Annotated in this window: 13 protein-coding genes and 1 CRISPR repeat array; of the genes, 3 read left to right on the forward strand and 10 right to left on the reverse strand. The window is 58.5% G+C overall.

The window, feature by feature from the left end; genetic code table 11:
* Positions 1 to 17: 17 nt before the first annotated feature.
* Positions 18 to 2586: direct repeats of the CRISPR family, unit length 36 nt; unit sequence GTTTCCAATTTCTAGGGATCCCCCCGAAGGGGAACC.
* 235 nt (positions 2587 to 2821) lie between these two features.
* Genes NW844_RS08090 through NW844_RS08105 form a run of 4 tightly spaced genes read right to left on the reverse strand, consistent with a single transcriptional unit; the run spans position 2822 to position 6156 of the window.
* Complete coding sequence (locus tag NW844_RS08090; RefSeq protein ID WP_414334881.1) at positions 2822 to 4480, reverse strand: ABC1 kinase family protein; 1659 nt, start codon at positions 4478 to 4480, stop codon at positions 2822 to 2824.
* Between the two features lie 26 nt (positions 4481 to 4506).
* Positions 4507 to 5088 (reverse strand): peroxiredoxin family protein, encoded by a 582-nt coding sequence (locus NW844_RS08095; protein ID WP_414334882.1) that lies wholly within the window; start codon positions 5086 to 5088, stop codon positions 4507 to 4509.
* A 36-nt stretch (positions 5089 to 5124) separates the two neighbouring features.
* Complete coding sequence (locus NW844_RS08100; RefSeq protein ID WP_414334883.1) at positions 5125 to 5562, reverse strand: SRPBCC family protein; 438 nt, start codon at positions 5560 to 5562, stop codon at positions 5125 to 5127.
* 3 nt (positions 5563 to 5565) lie between these two features.
* Positions 5566 to 6156 (reverse strand): hypothetical protein, encoded by a 591-nt coding sequence (locus tag NW844_RS08105; protein ID WP_414334884.1) that lies wholly within the window; start codon positions 6154 to 6156, stop codon positions 5566 to 5568.
* Positions 6157 to 6277: 121 nt separating this feature from the next.
* Between NW844_RS08105 and hflX the strand changes: the two genes are divergently transcribed.
* On the forward strand, positions 6278 to 8044 hold the full coding sequence (hflX, locus tag NW844_RS08110; protein WP_414334885.1) for a GTPase HflX: 1767 nt from the start codon (positions 6278 to 6280) through the stop codon (positions 8042 to 8044).
* Positions 8045 to 8160: 116 nt separating this feature from the next.
* Positions 8161 to 9909 (forward strand): diflavin flavoprotein, encoded by a 1749-nt coding sequence (locus NW844_RS08115; RefSeq protein ID WP_414334886.1) that lies wholly within the window; start codon positions 8161 to 8163, stop codon positions 9907 to 9909.
* Between the two features lie 167 nt (positions 9910 to 10076).
* On the opposite strand, the gene NW844_RS08120 is transcribed toward NW844_RS08115, so the two are convergent.
* The 5 genes from NW844_RS08120 to NW844_RS08140 all read right to left on the reverse strand — a co-directional run bounded on the left by NW844_RS08120 (position 10077) and on the right by NW844_RS08140 (position 14669).
* Positions 10077 to 10451, reverse strand: a complete 375-nt coding sequence (locus NW844_RS08120) for a hypothetical protein (protein WP_414334887.1) — start codon at positions 10449 to 10451, stop codon at positions 10077 to 10079.
* A gap of 173 nt (positions 10452 to 10624) precedes the next feature.
* Positions 10625 to 11275: a precorrin-8X methylmutase gene (locus tag NW844_RS08125; RefSeq protein ID WP_414334888.1), complete on the reverse strand. Its 651-nt coding sequence runs from the start codon at positions 11273 to 11275 to the stop codon at positions 10625 to 10627.
* A gap of 85 nt (positions 11276 to 11360) precedes the next feature.
* The gene (locus tag NW844_RS08130; protein ID WP_414334889.1) at positions 11361 to 11702 is read right to left on the reverse strand and encodes a histidine triad nucleotide-binding protein; all 342 of its coding nucleotides are present in this window, start codon (positions 11700 to 11702) and stop codon (positions 11361 to 11363) included.
* Between the two features lie 47 nt (positions 11703 to 11749).
* Positions 11750 to 12088: a hypothetical protein gene (locus NW844_RS08135; protein WP_414334890.1), complete on the reverse strand. Its 339-nt coding sequence runs from the start codon at positions 12086 to 12088 to the stop codon at positions 11750 to 11752.
* Between the two features lie 451 nt (positions 12089 to 12539).
* Positions 12540 to 14669, reverse strand: a complete 2130-nt coding sequence (locus tag NW844_RS08140) for an NAD(P)/FAD-dependent oxidoreductase (protein ID WP_414334893.1) — start codon at positions 14667 to 14669, stop codon at positions 12540 to 12542.
* Between the two features lie 259 nt (positions 14670 to 14928).
* Here NW844_RS08140 and NW844_RS08145 point away from each other — a divergent pair, with 259 nt between their 5' ends.
* Positions 14929 to 15888, forward strand: coding sequence for a J domain-containing protein (locus NW844_RS08145; protein ID WP_414334891.1), 960 nt, complete (start codon positions 14929 to 14931; stop codon positions 15886 to 15888).
* A gap of 2 nt (positions 15889 to 15890) precedes the next feature.
* Here the strand turns inward: NW844_RS08145 and NW844_RS08150 are convergent, their stop codons facing one another.
* Positions 15891 to 17138 (reverse strand): hypothetical protein, encoded by a 1248-nt coding sequence (locus NW844_RS08150; protein ID WP_414334892.1) that lies wholly within the window; start codon positions 17136 to 17138, stop codon positions 15891 to 15893.
* Positions 17139 to 17322: the final 184 nt, after the last annotated feature.

The following is a 17322-nucleotide window of genomic DNA, read 5'->3' on the forward strand; positions in this document are numbered from 1 at the left end:
GCGTCCCAAATCGTTCCGTTTCCAATTTCTAGGGATCCCCCCGAAGGGGGAACTTACGTCAACCAACTGGTCGAATCTGGAATCGCCCAAGAGTTTCCAATTTCTAGGGATCCCCCCGAAGGGGGAACGGTAGAGGTCAGTAATAGCCCAGCTACATCTGGGTGTTTCCAATTTCTAGGGATCCCCCCGAAGGGGGAACAGGGCTGCGGCCCCAGAACTGGCGCTGGGAGTGGCACCGTTTCCAATTTCTAGGGATCCCCCCGAAGGGGGAACAGCTCGAATTAGTCGAAGCCGCACTCCACAACCAGTAGGTTTCCAATTTCTAGGGATCCCCCCGAAGGGGGAACATCCTCAACAATAACGAGGTTATCGCCATCGGCCCGGCGGTTTCCAATTTCTAGGGATCCCCCCGAAGGGGAACCAGAGCACCTATGACGAGGTCATAGGTTGCCCCCGATTGTTTCCAATTTCTAGGGATCCCCCCGAAGGGGAACCGGCTCAAGCCCTGCTCTGCCTTGAGGGCAAGCCTTTCATCGTTTCCAATTTCTAGGGATCCCCCCGAAGGGGAACCACTAAATCCTTTTGCAAAGGCTGCGGCCAGAGTCTGGGCGTTTCCAATTTCTAGGGATCCCCCCGAAGGGGAACCTGGGAAACCCAGATGTACCTACGACTGGAAGAAACCGTTTCCAATTTCTAGGGATCCCCCCGAAGGGGAACCCTGCTGGGAGAATCTCGATTTCCGAGCCGAGGTATTGTTTCCAATTTCTAGGGATCCCCCCGAAGGGGAACCGTAATAGACATACCTTATGGAAGGGTGGTGAACAACTGTTTCCAATTTCTAGGGATCCCCCCGAAGGGGAACCTCGCCGAAATACGGGTCACTGGGAGCAACATCCCGGAAGTTTCCAATTTCTAGGGATCCCCCCGAAGGGGAACCAGTTACGGTTTACTGCCAAGCATCAGCAAGCCTATACTGTTTCCAATTTCTAGGGATCCCCCCGAAGGGGAACCGCCGCCCCGCCCCGCCGGCCACCACCCCCAGCAGCCCCTGCGTTTCCAATTTCTAGGGATCCCCCCGAAGGGGAACCTAGAGTTGGAGACGGCGAGCGCGCGGGCGAGCGCGCGTTTCCAATTTCTAGGGATCCCCCCGAAGGGGAACCACGATGAAGTAGTAGGCCGGCCCCGATTCAAGGGGGTAGTCGTGTTTCCAATTTCTAGGGATCCCCCCGAAGGGGAACCGGCAGTGGCGGACGGTGGGGGCGTCTCCTCCGCCGGTGGTTTCCAATTTCTAGGGATCCCCCCGAAGGGGAACCTCCGGGCTCGTTATTGCGGGGATGCCTGGACATACGCCGATGTTTCCAATTTCTAGGGATCCCCCCGAAGGGGAACCATTAAGGACCTACTCCAACAAATTACCGCTACTGGTGGTTTCCAATTTCTAGGGATCCCCCCGAAGGGGAACCAAGGAGTGCGGCGGAACGCACGCCCCACCATTTAGAGAGGTTTCCAATTTCTAGGGATCCCCCCGAAGGGGAACCGCTACGACCGGGTGATGAAACAACTGATCGGCGAGTGGTTGGTGTTTCCAATTTCTAGGGATCCCCCCGAAGGGGAACCTTAAAAAGGACAAGGGAATGCACGGAATCAAGGCCGTGTTTCCAATTTCTAGGGATCCCCCCGAAGGGGAACCCCTACGCCCAGTTCACCTCGGAAGTGGAGTTCTTCCTCTGTTTCCAATTTCTAGGGATCCCCCCGAAGGGGAACCAATAGCGAGCCCGGACATACGAGTTCTGCAGATCCAGTTTCCAATTTCTAGGGATCCCCCCGAAGGGGAACCATGCTGACAACAGTACCAGCCAAGATAAGAGGCTCGAGAACGTTTCCAATTTCTAGGGATCCCCCCGAAGGGGAACCCCGCTGTGCGAAGCGGGCAAGGTCACCTACCGGGACGGGTTTCCAATTTCTAGGGATCCCCCCGAAGGGGAACCACCTCATACCAGGTGGTGGTGACCTATCGGGGAGAGAGCGTTTCCAATTTCTAGGGATCCCCCCGAAGGGGAACCACTGTTTTTTTCTGTCGCTCCCTTCGACAGAGAAGAACGACGTTTCCAATTTCTAGGGATCCCCCCGAAGGGGAACCACGATAAGGGATGCACGGTATCAAGGCCATAAGGTGGTGTTTCCAATTTCTAGGGATCCCCCCGAAGGGGAACCCCCGGATCCTCACGGGGAAGGACCGGGTAGCAATTAGTGTTTCCAATTTCTAGGGATCCCCCCGAAGGGGAACCAGGGATGCACGGAGTCAAGGCCGTCCGTTGGTTGGGGGCGTGTTTCCAATTTCTAGGGATCCCCCCGAAGGGGAACCTACGGGGACGCTCCCGACCTAGAGGCCTCGATCCGCTGGTTTCCAATTTCTAGGGATCCCCCCGAAGGGGAACCCAGCCATGATCCACGCTTATTTGGTCGACTCTCGGGGAGTTTCCAATTTCTAGGGATCCCCCCGAAGGGGAACCTAGACAAGGGCAGGTCTGTCGTTCCCTGCCCTGAATCGTTTCCAATTTCTAGGGATCCCCCCGAAGGGGAACCTCTACCCCTATTAAACCCAAGTGGGGCAAGGAATGCAAGACCCATTTGCGAGGGGGTCGGTCGAAGACGGCAAAAAAGGGCCTGGAAGAGGGGGGGCAAGAGGCCTGAAAGCCTTGTGGGGCAAGGCATCGAGCGGGTCAACGAAAGAATCGGCCTTTGCGGGATTTGGCGAGGCGCTCGCAAAGCCGCTGCTACCGTTTTTGTGTTGCTTTGCCAACACGAGATGCGTAGGGGATTAGCCCCGCAGGCGACCGGAGCGCAGGATGCTGAGGATGAGCCACAGCCCCAGCAGGCTGGCGGCGCCAAAGAGCAGCTCGCTTAGCCAAAAGACCTGGAAGCGCTGGGTTTGCGCCGAGATGATGGCAGCGCCAATAATCAGGGATCCAACCAGGATGCTGTAGGAGAGGCGGTTGGCCGACTGGTCCAGGCTGGTGCGGAGGCCTTCCAGCTCCTGCACCGTCAGGTTCCAGCGCTGGGTCTCGGAGGTGATGCGGCTAAGCAGCACTTCCAGTTGCCGCGGCGACTGCAGCGAGAGGTTTTTGAGATCCAGGGCTGTGCGCAGCAGCGAGGGCAGGGGGGCATCCCCCAGCAACTGCTGCCGAAACACATCGGCCATCAGGGGGCGAATTTGCTCCGGCAGATTGTAGTCTGGGGTGAGCTGGCGGGCGATCCCTTCCAGGTTGGCCAGGGCCTTGGCGCACAGCCCCAGGTTGCCGGGGATGCGGATCTGGTTGCGCCGTGCCGCCTGTAGGATCTCGGAAAAGAGCTCGCTAAAATCCAGCTCGGCAACGCTCAGGGTGTAGTACTGGCGCAAGAGGCGCTCGTATTCCCTCTGCAGTTGGGCCAGGCTGACGGCGGGATCCCGCGGGCTGCCCCTAGGACTTTCCGGCAGGGCCAGTTCCAGCGTGAGCTCAGCACAGCGCTGGGCATCCAGGCTGACGATGGCCAAAATCAGCTCCAGCACAATCTGCTGCGTGCGGGGATCCAGCCGCCCAATCATGCCGCAGTCCAAGAGGGCCACGCGACCGGATCCCAGGTAGAAGAGGTTGCCGGGGTGAGGATCGGCGTGGAAATAGCCGTCAAGGCAGATCTGCTGGAAAAAGGCGCGGGTGAGCAGGCGGGCGATCTGTTTGGGATCGACATCGCTGCGATCCGCCTCTAGCAGGGGCTTTCCCTCGATCCACTCCAGCGTCAGCACCTTGGGCGTGGTGAGCGACCAGTAGACGCGCGGCACCACCAGTTGATTGGGGTCAAACCAACGTCCCTTTTGCAACTGTTGGCGGAGCTGCTCGGTGTGGCGGGCTTCCTGGGTAAAGTCCAGCTCCGCCTGCAGCGCCCGGCAAAACTCATTGGCCAAGGCCACCACGTCTGTTAGCCTACCGAACTCCGTTTGCGCCACCAGCTCAGCAATGCCACGGATAAGCCGCGTATCCTGTTCCACCACTGCTTCCAGCCCCGGCCGTTGGATCTTGAGGGCCACCAGTTCGCCGCTGAGCAGGCGGGCGCGATGGACTTGGGCAATGGATCCCGCTGCCACTGCTTCCGTGTCCAGGCTGCTGAATATCTGCTCCAGGGGCTTTTGCAACTGCTGGCGCAGCAGGATCTCCACCGCCTTCCAGGGCACGGGGGGCACATTGCTCTGCAGCGTGCTGAGGGCCTCGATGTACTCCCGCGGCAACAGATCGGGGCGGGTGCTCAGCAACTGGCCCAGCTTCACATAAACCGGCCCCAGATCCACCAGGATGTTGCGCAGCACCATCGGCGGCGGCAGTTGCGGCTCTTCCGCCTTGCCCAAGGAGAGCAAGCGCCGCATGTAGTCCCAGCCGTGGCGCAGGACTACTTCCAGGATCTCCGCCTGACGGGCGCCGCTCTGGGCCAGCCGCGCAAAGACCACTCCTTTTCCCTCCCGCACAGCAGATATCAAAGGAAAGGCACGGGAGCCACCCGGCGGGTTCCGTCCCAGCCGCCGGCTAGCCCTTCTCGCAAGGCCCGCAGCACCTCGTCGGTCTCGGCGTTGGGCTCGACAAAGGAGAAGAGGTGCTTATAGCGCAGCCTCCCCTCGCGATCGACGATGAACTGGCCCGGCAGGGGTGCCCCCAGCGCTTGGCCGACACCGTAGAGCCGAAAGGTCTTGCACTCCGGATCCACCAACAGCGGATAGGGCAGTTGCAGGTCGGCTTGGATCTGTTGGCTTTGCACCGGGTCGGTGCTGGTAATCATCAGCAGCTCTGCTCCCAAAGACCGGATCTCCTCGTAGCGGGCCTTCAGATCCTGGATGTGGGGGTAGCAGAAGGGGCAGAAGAGCTTTTCCGTGAAAATACGGGTAAAAGCCAGAACCACCGGCTGGTGGCCGCGGTAGTCCGACAGGCGCACGGGATCCCCGTGTACATTGGGCAGCTCAAAGTCGGGGGCCAGCTCGCCAATCTGCAGAGGGCTGTTGGCCGGCTGGGGGATGAAGTTGTCGAAAAAGCGACGGTTGAACAGGCCGCTGTTGCTGGTCATTGCCATTTTTTACGTTTCTTTACTGCTGCCACCAGCCTAACCCAAAGCCTCGGCCACTGCCTTTAGCCGTCGCAGTTGCGCCCGCATGTCGTGCCGGGTTAGCTCTGCCGCCACTAGGTAAAACCCTGCCGCCACCCAGGGGTTGGGGATGGAAAACTCAAAGCGGTTCACCAACAGCGTTCCCGACGCTTGGGGGCGGCACTCCCAGCGGTCAGTGCCCTGAAAAAACCCCTCAAACTGCCACTGCACCAGGCCCTCGGCCCGCTCGGCGATCACGCAGTCCAGGCTGGGGGAAATGAGAGGCAGGCGCAGGAAAAAGCGGTAGCGGCTGCCCAGTTGCCCCGTAGGGGATCCCAGCGCTTCGCAGCCCAAAAGCGGGTTAAGCCAGCGCCGCATCAGCTCCGGGTCAATGAGACAGCGCTCCACCCGCGCCACGTCAGCGGCAATCTCCATCGCTTGGGTATAGACAGGCATGCTTTAAGGAGAGGCTGTAGCAGCAGGCTGCGCTTTGCCGACAGGGGCAACGGTACTCAGCAAAATCAAGATATCCCGGTACTCCACCTGATCCGGCCCGCGGCGGGGGGATCCCACCTGAATGACTGCCTGGTACAGGGACTGTTCAGGGTGGGGGGGAGACTCGAACACCAAGGTGCGGATGCCGTTGGCCTGTTCCAGATCCGAGAGGAGATCCCAGCCCCGGCCCCACAGGGTGCGACGATAGTAGACGGCAATCTCCTCCAGAGGCTGAGAGGTCTGCAAAATCAAGGAAGCAAGGCCCCCCCCTCGATCCCAAATCTGCCCGGAAGAGACAACGGCAGCGTTGGGCAACTGCAAATGAGGGGGAAAGTGAGGGGGAAGGGCGCGGGTATCCCCCAAAGAAGCCTCAAAGTGCGTGCCATCTTTGCCGATGTGACGCCGCACAGGATCCAGCTCTGGGGAAACCGGAGCAGCCCTCTGGCGGCAGGCCATGAGGGATCCCGCCAGCAGCCCAACGGTTAGCCAAGCAAGAACCGGCAGAGGACTCCGTCCCGCCGGCGCGATTTGCTCAAGACAGCACCTTTTTCTCATTTGTTGGGCCGCGTCCCTGAGGTGGGTTCTATCTATGGGGCAAGGATCTGAGCCACTCACGGGCTTGGCAGCCGGCGTGTATGGTAGATAAAAGCTCGTTCTTGGGTTTCTGCCCATTCCTATGCCCAAGGTTAGCACCTCTCGCCATCCAGCCGACTCACGCTTTAGTTCTGCCATTGCCGCGCGCCCTTTTCGCGAACAGGTCAAAGGGTTAAAGCCCTACCAGCAAAAACAACTGCAACGGCTTTACCAACTGCGCCTACCCCCCAACCGCTTGGTGACGGTGGAGTTTGCCCAACGGCTGGGATCCCTGACTCAAGATCTAGAAGGCCAGCCCATCAGTGTTTACCTGAACCGGCGCGGCCAAGTGATCCGCGTGGGGCTGGGATCCCCTTTTGAGACCCAGATCCCGGCCTGGGAATTGCCTCGCCAGGGAGCCGAGCGCCTCTCCGGGATCCGCTGCATCACCACCCAAACTGGGGCAGGAGGCCCCGGCCAGAAAGCGCTGACGGCCATGGCTTTGCAGCGTTTGGATGCCCTTATCACCCTTTCCGTGGCCAAGGCAGGAGGGCAGCGGCGGCGAGGTGGAGCGGCCACGGGCTTTGTCAACTGCGCCTATCTGGCCCACCTGGTGCCGCAGGAGGGGCACCGCTGGCAGGTCTCGGAGCCTTTGCCCCTGGGGATCCTGGCAGAACAGGATCTGCAGGAGCTGGTGACGGAGCTGGAGGATGGCTTTCGGCGCCAATTGACCGCCCGCCAGGTGGATCCCAAGCAGGAGCGAGCGATCCTGGTGGGGCTGCAGGAGCTGGGGCAGAGCCGCGAAGACCTGATGGACAGGCTGACAGAGCTGGGCCGCCTGGTGGAAAGTGCCGGCGGACAGGTGCTGCAAACCCTCTGGCAACGGCGGGAAGGCCCCAATTCCGCCACAGTCATTGGCTCTGGTAAGGTGCAGGAGTTGGCGCTGCTGGTACAGGATCTGGGGGCTAACCTGGTGGTGTTCGACCGCGAGCTCACCCCCAGCCAGGTGCGCACCCTGGAAGAGGCGGTGGGGGTGCGGGTGGTGGATCGCAGCGAGGTGATCCTGGATATCTTTGCCCAGCGGGCCAGAACACGGGCCGGGAAGTTACAGGTGGAGCTGGCGCAACTGCAATATCTGCTGCCGCGCCTGGCCGGTCGAGGGCGCACCATGTCGCGACTGGGGGGTGGGATCGGCACCCGCGGCCCTGGGGAAACCCAACTGGAAATGGAGCGACGGGCCATTCAGCGGCGCATCGGCAAGCTGCGGCAAGAAGTAGAAGAGCTGCGCCGCCACCGGCAACGGCTGCGCCAACGCCGCGAGGGATCCCAGATTCCCGTGGTGGCGCTGGTGGGCTACACCAATGCCGGCAAATCCACCCTCCTGAATGCCCTCACCCACGCCCAGGTCTATGTTGCCGATCAGCTCTTTGCCACCTTGGATCCCACTACCCGGCGGCTGGAGCTGCCCGACCACCAGGCGGTGCTGCTCACCGACACGGTAGGATTTCTAACGGAACTGCCGGAGCAACTGGTGGACGCCTTCCAGGCCACTTTGGAGGAAGTGACAGAGGCTGACGCCCTGCTGCACGTGGTGGATCTCTCTCACCCCAACTGGGAAGGGCAGATCGAGGCGGTGGAAAAATTGCTGGATGGCATGCCCTTGGCCACCGGGCCGCGACAATTGGTGTTTAACAAAATTGACCGCCTCGATCCCGAATGGGTAGAAGATGTGCGCCTGCTCTACCCCAAAGCTCTCTTTGTCTCTGCTGCTACCGGCCAAAATCTGAACCAGTTGCGCCGCACCTTGGCCCAGTTTGCGGCAGCCTTGAATCTCAACTCCCTCGATTGGCAGGAACCCAGGGATCCCTAGAAGCATTCCATAAGGATTTCGAAACCTGGGCCTTTCATTATTTATCCTGCCTCGGCATAAACATTCAGTTACATTGAGATCAGAATTGTTAACCGACTTCAGGTTAGGGAGAGAACATGGTCACTACTGCGGTTGCACCTCAAGTCGCACCTCACCTGGCCCAGTCGCATCTGACGCTGCAAACTTTGCCCATTGGCGCCGATACCCTCGCCATTCGCTCTCAAGATTGGGATCGAGATCGGTTTGACATTGAATTCGCCCTGGAAAACGGCACCACCTACAACTCCTTTTTGATTCGCGGCGAGAAGGTGGCCCTCATCGACACCTCCCACGAGAAATTTCGCCAGTTGTACCTGGATCTCCTGCAGGGGCTCCTTAATCCTGCCCAGATCGACTACCTGGTGGTCAGCCACACCGAGCCGGATCACAGCGGCTTGGTGGGGGATCTGCTGGAGCTGGCGCCCCAGGCGACGGTGGTGGCCTCCAAAGTGGCCATGCAATTTCTGGAAGACCTGGTGCATCGGCCCTTCCGGCGGCTGGTGGTGAAGCAGGGGGATCGCCTGGATCTGGGCAAGGGCCATGTCCTAGAGTTTATCTCCGCCCCCAACTTGCACTGGCCCGACACCATCCTTACCTACGACCACGGCACCCAGATCCTCTACACCTGCGATGTGTTTGGGATGCACTACTGCGACGACTTCGCCTGGGATGAGCATCCCCACCTGCTGCAGGCGGACTTTAAGCTCTACTACGACTGCCTTATGGGGCCCAACGCCCGCTCGGTGCTCTCGGCTCTGAAGCGCATGGAAGCCTTGCCCCCTATCGCCGCCATTGCCACCGGCCACGGCCCCCTGCTGCGCCATCACCTGTCCGACTGGGTAGAGCAATACCGCACCTGGAGCCTGGAGCAGGCCAAAGCCGAACGGATGGTGGCGGTGTTCTACCTGTCGGGATATGGCCAGGCGGAAGTGCTGGCTCAAGCCATCGCCCACGGGATCCAAAAAACCGGCACCCAGGTGGAGCTGGTGGATCTGCGGCTGGTGGATGCCCACGAGGTGCGCGAGCTGATGAGCTTGGCCGCCGGTGTGGTGATAGGCATGCCGCCCCAATCGGGGCCAGATGCGGCCACCACCCAGGTGCTGCTGAAAACCCTCTTGGCCTCTGCCCACAGCAAGCAGGGCTTTGGCCTCTTCGAGTCGGGCGGCGAAGATGATGAGTCGGTCTACCTCTGCCGCAACACGCTGCAGGAGATCGGTGCCAAAGAGGTGTTTGCCCCGATTTTGCTCAAGCAGCCTGCCAGCGAAGCTCTGCTGCAAGTGGCTGAAGAAGCGGGTACCGACTTGGGGCAATGGCTGACCCGGGATCGCAGCATTCAGCAGATGAAAGCCCTCGATGCCGACCTGGATCGCGCCCTGGGCCGCATCAGCAACGGCCTCTACATCCTCACCGCTCGCAAAGGGCAGGCCACCAGCGCCATGCTCGCCTCCTGGGTGGCCCAGGCCAGCAGCGATCCGCCGGGGATCAGCGTTGCCGTGGCCAAAGACCGGGCCATCGAGTCCTTCCTGCAGGTGGGGGATACCTTCGTCCTCAACGCCTTACCGGAGGGCCACTACCAGCCCTTGATGCGCCACTTCCTGAAGCGCTTCCCACCAGGGGCCGACCGCTTTGCCGGCATCAAAACTTACCCCGCCGCCAACGGATCCCCCATCCTGGCCGATGCCCTGGCCTACCTGGAATGCCGTGTGGTCAGCCGTCTGGAAACCAGCGACCACTGGGTGGTGTACAGCACGGTGGAAGCCGGGCGGGTCTCCAACCTGGAGGGCCTCACTGCCATCCACCACCGCAAAGTGGGGAATCATTACTGATCCCTCACCCCCAGCCCCTCTCCCTAGGGGAGAGGGGAGATTCAGGGTTGGCCTGGGGCAAGGCCAGTACTCGCAGCTCGCCCCCAGCCCCTCTCCCTAGGGGAGAGGGGAGATTCGCCAGGTTCGGAAACAGCCGCTCTGCCGATGCAAAAACTTCCCTCCAAACTTCAATAAGACTGTCGGTAGCGCAGCCCGTTGGGATGCAGGAAAAAAGGGCTGTCTTCTCCCAAAGGGATCCCGTCTGGCTGCAGTGGAAAAGGCAGCCCTTCTGGGCTCTGTTCCGCTTCCTGAGAGAGGCGGTAGAAAACTCCCCCGCATCCAGAAGAGGGAATCTCCGCAGCAGCATGCTGCTGTTGCCAGCGCTGGTAGGGGCTGAGCCGAGCTTCCCTCCGGTCGATGTCCGGCGGCGCAGGGAGAGAGGGCGCTATAGCCGGCTGTCCAGCGGGCAAAAGAGCCGCCACCTCCGCTTGGGCCCACCCTGCCGGGGCCAAGGCCAAAGCCAAAAGCCAGCCGCTTCCCCAAACCCAGATGAACTGCCGCATGACCGGATCCCTCGCTTTAGGCTCTCTACTGTCCAGCACTGAGAAGATGGCTCCCATCTTCTCAAGGTCGGACTGAGGGGGGCATGACGGAGATCCCGCCAAGCCTGTGATCTGGATCAGCTCAATCCAGACCCACTCCATCAAATCAATAGGGATCCCTTGTCAATGCCCATCTACCCGCTAGCAGATTTGCCGGAATGGTCTGCACTGCCGGCCCGTACATAGGCGTGCCAAGCCAAGTCCAGCAGGCCATCCAACACCGCCGCAGCCACTGCAGGGCCCCCCTTGCGTCCCTCGGTGCGGATATGAGGCACCATGGAATCGGCCAGCTCCTGCTTGGCTTTCACCACGTTCACAAACCCAGCCGGCGTGGCGATGACCAGAGCAGGAGCCACCTCCTTTTCTGTAATCAACCGAACCAACGTGGAAAGAGCCGTTTGGGATTGGCCAATGATAAAGATTGCTTCAGGATAGCGTTGGGCCAGGGTTTCCAATCCCCAAGCAGAGCGGGTCTTATCTTTTTGGGGGCGAGTAATCGCTTCGCTGCCGCAGTAGATGGGGTTGGAAAAGGTGTTCTGGACGGCCCAGGCAATGCCTACCTGTACCATCGGCTCATCTACCACAATGGTGGTACGCGCTGCCAGAGCCGCCGCTCCAGCTTGCAAGGCTTCGTTGCCAAAACGGATAAGGTTCAAGTACTCAAAGTCGGCAGTAGCATAAATAACACGGCGAACCACTTCATACTCGGCAGGAGAAAGCTCGTGCTTGCCCACCTCCTGGTCGATGATCATCAGGCTCTCTGCATCGGTGACATGCCACTCCATCGGTTCCAGACCCCGCCCGCCGTTTGTTCTCGGTAATGACAGGATTGTACCTGCAGAGGCTCCGATTGGTGGGAAAAGCCATCGCCTAACCCGGCGGCCAACCCATCGCTCGACCGCCGAGAATGTGGATGTGTAGGTGAAAGACGGTCTGCCCGCCGTCCTCCCCTTCGTTGATCACCAGTCGATAACCTTTGTTTAAACCTGCCTCGGCAGCCACCCGCTGAGCCGTCAATAGCAGATGCCCCAGCAACGCTTCCTGGTCGGGCTTGGCCTGGGCAATGCCGGGGATAGGCTCCTTGGGCACCACCAAGATGTGGACAGGGGCTTGAGGGGCGATATCTTTGAAGGCGATGGCCCGCTCATCTTCGTAGACAATCTGGGCCGGGATCTCCCTGCGGATGATCTTGCCGAAAACCGTGTCGCTCATGGGTGGTTACAAGCCAGTTCTGACCTTAGCCTAGCCGCTGATGGCCCTCATTGGTTGAGCAGCCACTCAAACTCCTGTTGCAGCGAGCGAATGTGCCCCACCCGCGAGACCAACAGGGCATCTTGCCCAGCATCCCGAAAGCGAGACTGCCACAAACTCACCAAATCGGGGTTGCTACACCAAAAGCAGATGACGGTTTCCACCAACTGATCCCAATCCCAACCCCGCCGGGCCGGCACCTCCTCCAGGGATCCCAGCAGCGCATCCAAGGTGCAAGGGCTGGTGCCTAAGTATTCCACCCCACAGGGCCGCTTTGCCAGCTCCTGCTGCTGACAGAAGAACTCGAGGGCAGGGGCAATGCCGATGATCTCAAAAGTGTAAACCATTGGGCTCAGTCCTAGAGGGTTTCCTTGCGAAAACAGAGGTTTTGCAAAAGAGGAGTTCAGCAATCTCTCGACAGAATTGAAACTGGGATCTTTTCCCATCCGTCGTCGATCTGAACCTGGATGTTAGGCACTGACTATATACTCAACTTGGGCCAATTGCCAAGACTAAAGAACAGGCGGACACGACTCTTTTGCCACTGGTCACTACCTGGAGATAGGATGCTTCAACACCAAAGAGGTGAGCTTTGCCTGATGAGCGCTCCAGCGAACAATCCTGCGCAGATAACTGCTAGCAAACCCAAGTAAGGACTGCCAGCACTCATCGAGATTTTTTGCTGGTTGACTCTGCTGACAAAGCAGTTGACGCCCACCTTTCCTGGGGGCGTCAGAGAGATGGTGCTTCCAAAAGAGCGAAAGCCCAGAAACAACTGGCGTGGCGAAAGTCTCCAGCCTAGGCCCTTTCTTCTATCCAAGTGGGTACTGGGTTCTGGATATTTTCCGGGACAGGAGAGCTGGGGGCGGGGAGATGAAACTCGATGCGCGGCTGCCCCACTCCATAGGTGAGGGTGTAGCTCCAGTGCAGACAGCGCAGCCACAGGCGGGGATAATGGACTTCCAACCAGGGCTGCAGGCGCCGCACCAGCCTTGGGAGCCAGCCCCTCAGCAAAGCTGAAGTCAAGGCCAGCCCGCTATAGCCGAAGTAGGTAGGTAGCCACTGGGCAAAGCCCTTGGCCCCTACGGCCTCCCAGATCCACAGCAGCAGCCGCGGGTTTTGCCAAGCCGCTTTGATGGCCATGCGGTTAAAGGCCAGCCAGCCGGCCCGGTCTTTGATGAAATCATCTACCACCTCTGGCGGCTCGGTGGCGAGAATGCCGAAAAAGCTGTTGAGGATGGCGTTGATGCGTTCGGGGGGCAATACCTTGCCGGTGGGCACCATCATCCCCCGCGAGAACAGCCAAGTGACGGCGGAGTTGCCCTGGTAGGCGCGGATCTGGGCCAGGTCAGAGGCTTTGAGCAGGTTGTGGCGCAGGGCTGTGTTCAGCAGGTCACAGAGGCGGGGGCAGTTGCGCACCAGGGATCCAAACCCGGTAAAACTCAGGGGGGATTGCAGGGCCGCCGCATCCCCAATCAAGAGGACGCGGTCGAAGGGCTCCTCTGGAGTCCGCTGCGGGCTAAACCGTCCGGGAATGTAGCCGAAGGTGGCCTTTTTCCACTGCAGGCGCTCTGGGTTGCAGCGGCGGTACTCCGGCAGGATGGTGAAAAAGTCTTCGTACAATTCCAGCAGGGATCCCGGATTTTCCGGATGTACCTGGTGGTAGTGGAACAAGTAGAAGGTGAGATCCTCGCCGGGGCCGGGAAAGAGCTCCCAAATGAGCTGCCGACCGCGGCTGATGTCCCCGTGGCTGGCCAGGATGTCGCCAAATTGGGGATCCCATACTCCCGGCTCAAACCCTCCTGCAATGGTGGCCCCGACGGTGGGGCAGACGCTATCAAAAGCATGATGGCGGTAGAGCTGCTGGGCAATGGGCGAGGCCGTCCCCATGGCATCCACCAACAGGCGGGATCCCAGCCGAAACTCAGCTTGGCCGATTAAATCTTTCACCACCACCGTGACGCCCTGGTCTTCGATGTAGGCCCGCCGGAACTCCGTGCGCTCGTAGATGGTGCCGCCGCAGGATCTCAGGATCTGGCCGCAGAGCTGCAGGAGCTTTTCGGCATCGATGGCCAGGTTCAACACCGTCGGCGTGTGCAGGACGGGGGCGCGTACGGGGCTGTTGCCATCAAAAAACTTGTTGAACCCATCGGTGTATTCCCTGAGGATGAGGCTCTCTATCTCCTCGGTGCTGAGGAGGCCGAACTCCGCTAGCGTCTGCAGCTCCCGCCGCGAGATGTTCCACTCCCGGTTCATGCGGCCAAAGGGCAGCCGTTCCACCAGGGCCACGCGGTAACCTAAGCGGGCCATGGCCGCACCGTAGATGGCCCCCAGCGCCCCGCCCACGATCACCAAGTCCCACTCCAAGGGGGCAGGTTCAGGGGCCGGCTGGCGAAACAGCACCGGCTGCCGCTGAGGATGGGGGGATTGCACTTCTTCCCGCCAGCGCTTCTCCCACCAGTAAACCCGCTGCAGGTCAAACTCGCCGTTGGGAATGCGGCGGAAATACTTCACCGTCTGCGGGTAAAAAGGCTCCAGTTGCTCAAAGATGGATCCCTGGCTGAGATCGATAGCTGGCAACTGCGGGTAGCGGTGGGGAAATCGGCTCTGGATGGCCTTTTCCAGCTCTCTCAGCCAGCGCCCCTGCCGGGGGAAAGGCCGCTCCGACCACTGGAACACCTTGAGATAGGTGGTGTTCAGCCCCGACCAGAGGAAAACGGCCAGCTCGGCCCCACATCCCTGCAGGCGCAGGCCGGTGGCGGTCGGCAGTTTTTGGCTGCCCTGAGGCAAGGGGATACACTCCTGCAGCCAGCGCAGCACCTGGGCAGTGTCTGGACAAGGGATCTCGCGATAGTACAGGGGCTTGAGCACGGCGCCGAGATAGAAAACAGAGCAAATCTTCACCCATTGTGGCACGAGGCATCCCATCCCCAAAGCCTTGTCGGATCCCATGCGGCGGCTGTTGCCCCCGGCCAAAATCAGGACAGCAACCGCAGGTAGGGGATCTCCAAGGCATTTTGGGCGAGGTTGTGGCTCCTTGGTCACCCAACTCTTCCGCTCCCGTTGGTTAAAAACTCAAGTGCTGTTGTAGCCAACCCACAACAAACTGGTATCAAACAGCACTTTACAGGCTTTCAGCGGTAACAGTAGAATCCTCCTGGCAAGGTAGCAAAGACGGGATCCCTTCATGAAAGATTTCTACCGCGAGCTGGAAATAAAGCCTGACGCGACCCTTGAAGAAATTAAAGAGAACTACAGGCGGCTTGCCAAAGAGTATCACCCGGATCGTCTCCCTCCCGGTACACCGGACAAGGCTCGACAATACATTGAAGAAAAGTTTAAGTCGATCCAAGAGGCCTACACGATACTAAGTGACCCTGTCAAGCGAAAAGCCTACGACTCTCAAAGGGCTTCCCAGGCTCCGCAGACCAAAGGGAGCGAGTATAGCCCAGGCCTGAAAGCCAAACCCAGCTATAGCACCCAAGACGGCAGCACTTGGCCGTTCGACCCTGACAAGATACAGAAAGCTGCAAAGGAAATAGAGCGTCGCAAGGAAAGTATCGAAGTTAACTACAATCAAAAGATAGAGCAAGTGAAGTCCGAGCTAAGGAGAAACCTTATTTCAATCGGCATTAAGGAAGAGGATGCCAGAGTTGATTATGCCTTCCTTACTAAGGATGAAAACATACAGAACTGCCTTTTCTCTTTGTTTTTGGGCTTTTTGGCTTTCTTAGGAGGCTGGGGAGCGATTGGTACTATACTTGTAATCATTGCCTTTGCATTTGCTTGGTCAGCATTTTCTGACAGGTACAGTAAAGCGCAAGTGGAGACAGCCAAAAGTTTCCAAGAAAGGGCGAAGTCAAAAATTGCCCTACATGAGAAAGAAAAAAGTGCGGAACTCACTCAACTTCAGCTTTACTACAGGAGCAGGATCGACTACTTTAAGAGTCTCTCCCTTGAGTCTTTATCCCCTGAGTTTATAAGCGGGCTTAGCGGAGAGGATCAGCTTTTTCTATTGACGGCGATAAAGGAAAGAGCGGACGCTGAGAAGCTAAAGGAGGATCTGAAGCTGGCGGCTGGAGTCGCTGTTGGTATTGGCATACTGGCAGTTCTATTTGGTTTGGGCGGTGGATTCTACCCCCATTGATCCTAGGCCGGCAGCAGAAGCAAAACCTTGGAGTCCGGATTCTCCGGCGAGCTCCTCGGTGGCAAAACCAGACTTTGCCACTCTTGGTAGCTGAGGCCAAGCCGAGTCATTTCAGTGACTTCGTATCTGTAGCCTTCTAGCCTCCTGTCCAATTCGATCATGGACTGGGCAGTCGCTATAACTTGATTTACTCGAGACATTAGCTTGAAAATGACGTCTCTCCGAGCAGCGGTGTTCCAGGGTAGGCGATCCCAGAATGTCCAATCTAAACCAACCAGAGATGGGGAAATGAGGGCAAGGATGGCATTCCTAGATCTTATCGGCATACTATCAAGATAGGATTCAATGTCTTGTGCGCTGAAAATAGCCGGTCGTATATATTCGTCAAACAGCTTATTCGTATCGGATTCACCCGTTGCATACTTGAGAATCTCCACAACGCTCGATAGGCTGACTCCTTGGCAAGTCCTGTGGAGATATCCTGAAGGATTTTTGGTCAATAAAAGCTTGATGTAATCTCTAATACGAGGTTTTAAAATTTCCTCTGCCTCTGCCAGGCGCTTCAGAGCCATCTCATGCTCCTCCAGCTCTAAGTAACATTTAATCTCTGTAACATAGACTAAAGATAGGATTAAGATGTACTCGCGAGCCAAAATGCCGTTGTTCTCGTTCCAATTGGAATCCCACGCAGCTTGATAATAGTGCTCGGCCTCAAGCAGAGGCTGAATGACCTCGGTTACCAATCGCTTCCTGTTGGTCTGGGAAGACATCTTCAAAGCTATTTCTGCAACGTTGATAGCAGACTTGGCCTTAGCAAGGAGCGATCTATCTATTGTATCCTTGAGCTCTGAGATGGATTGTTGAAGATGTTGAATTCGAGAGTCAATTTGATCAAGCTTAGAGATAACGACCGCAAAGCCTATGGCAGACAAACCCAGGTTAGCCAGACCAAGAGCAGTATTGAATTGGGTTAAGCCTAAGACAGTGTTTAGTTTATTGCTAATGTCAATGAGTCTTAGGTTGATCTGTCTCAACTGAATGTTGGCAAGGATCCCGTTGATGATATCCACTCCCGGGATCCAGTTGCCAATGCTATTTGGGAGTGTCAAGCCCCCTGTTTCTCTCAGCCAGGCCACCACCTGCTTAGAAGCCACTTCTCGCACCACGCCGCCTACGCGCTCGTAGGTCCCATTCTGCAGGCCTTTCAGGATGGCTTCGGGAATCTCTAGGATGACTTGCTCGGCAACCATAAGTCAGGAGACCCTTGCGCTTGCTGCCGCTAAACTAGCACAGAGAAAACCCTCTGAAAATGCCTGTACTTGGAGAGTTCGCCAAGGCTTATTCTCAGTTGCAAGGGCAAGAGCTTAGCATGGAGATCCAGCCCCCCTCACTGTTGCGTTGCCGCTATGTCTGAGCCTTCTGGCCGTCTGGTTT

The sequence above is a fragment of the Synechococcus sp. H55.2 genome, assembly GCF_047462495.1.
Classification (GTDB): Bacteria; Cyanobacteriota; Cyanobacteriia; order Thermostichales; family Thermostichaceae; genus Thermostichus.

Coding starts and splice junctions, on each gene's coding strand:
- NW844_RS08095 (WP_414334882.1), bottom strand. CDS start 5,088: ATGACCAGCAACAGCGGCCTGTTCAACCGTCGCTTTTTCGACAACTTC.
- NW844_RS08100 (WP_414334883.1), bottom strand. CDS start 5,562: ATGCCTGTCTATACCCAAGCGATGGAGATTGCCGCTGACGTGGCGCGG.
- NW844_RS08105 (WP_414334884.1), bottom strand. CDS start 6,156: ATGAGAAAAAGGTGCTGTCTTGAGCAAATCGCGCCGGCGGGACGGAGT.
- hflX (WP_414334885.1), top strand. CDS start 6,278: ATGCCCAAGGTTAGCACCTCTCGCCATCCAGCCGACTCACGCTTTAGT.
- NW844_RS08115 (WP_414334886.1), top strand. CDS start 8,161: ATGGTCACTACTGCGGTTGCACCTCAAGTCGCACCTCACCTGGCCCAG.
- NW844_RS08120 (WP_414334887.1), bottom strand. CDS start 10,451: ATGCGGCAGTTCATCTGGGTTTGGGGAAGCGGCTGGCTTTTGGCTTTG.
- NW844_RS08125 (WP_414334888.1), bottom strand. CDS start 11,275: ATGGAGTGGCATGTCACCGATGCAGAGAGCCTGATGATCATCGACCAG.
- NW844_RS08130 (WP_414334889.1), bottom strand. CDS start 11,702: ATGAGCGACACGGTTTTCGGCAAGATCATCCGCAGGGAGATCCCGGCC.
- NW844_RS08135 (WP_414334890.1), bottom strand. CDS start 12,088: ATGGTTTACACTTTTGAGATCATCGGCATTGCCCCTGCCCTCGAGTTC.
- NW844_RS08140 (WP_414334893.1), bottom strand. CDS start 14,669: ATGGGATGCCTCGTGCCACAATGGGTGAAGATTTGCTCTGTTTTCTAT.
- NW844_RS08145 (WP_414334891.1), top strand. CDS start 14,929: ATGAAAGATTTCTACCGCGAGCTGGAAATAAAGCCTGACGCGACCCTT.
- NW844_RS08150 (WP_414334892.1), bottom strand. CDS start 17,138: ATGGTTGCCGAGCAAGTCATCCTAGAGATTCCCGAAGCCATCCTGAAA.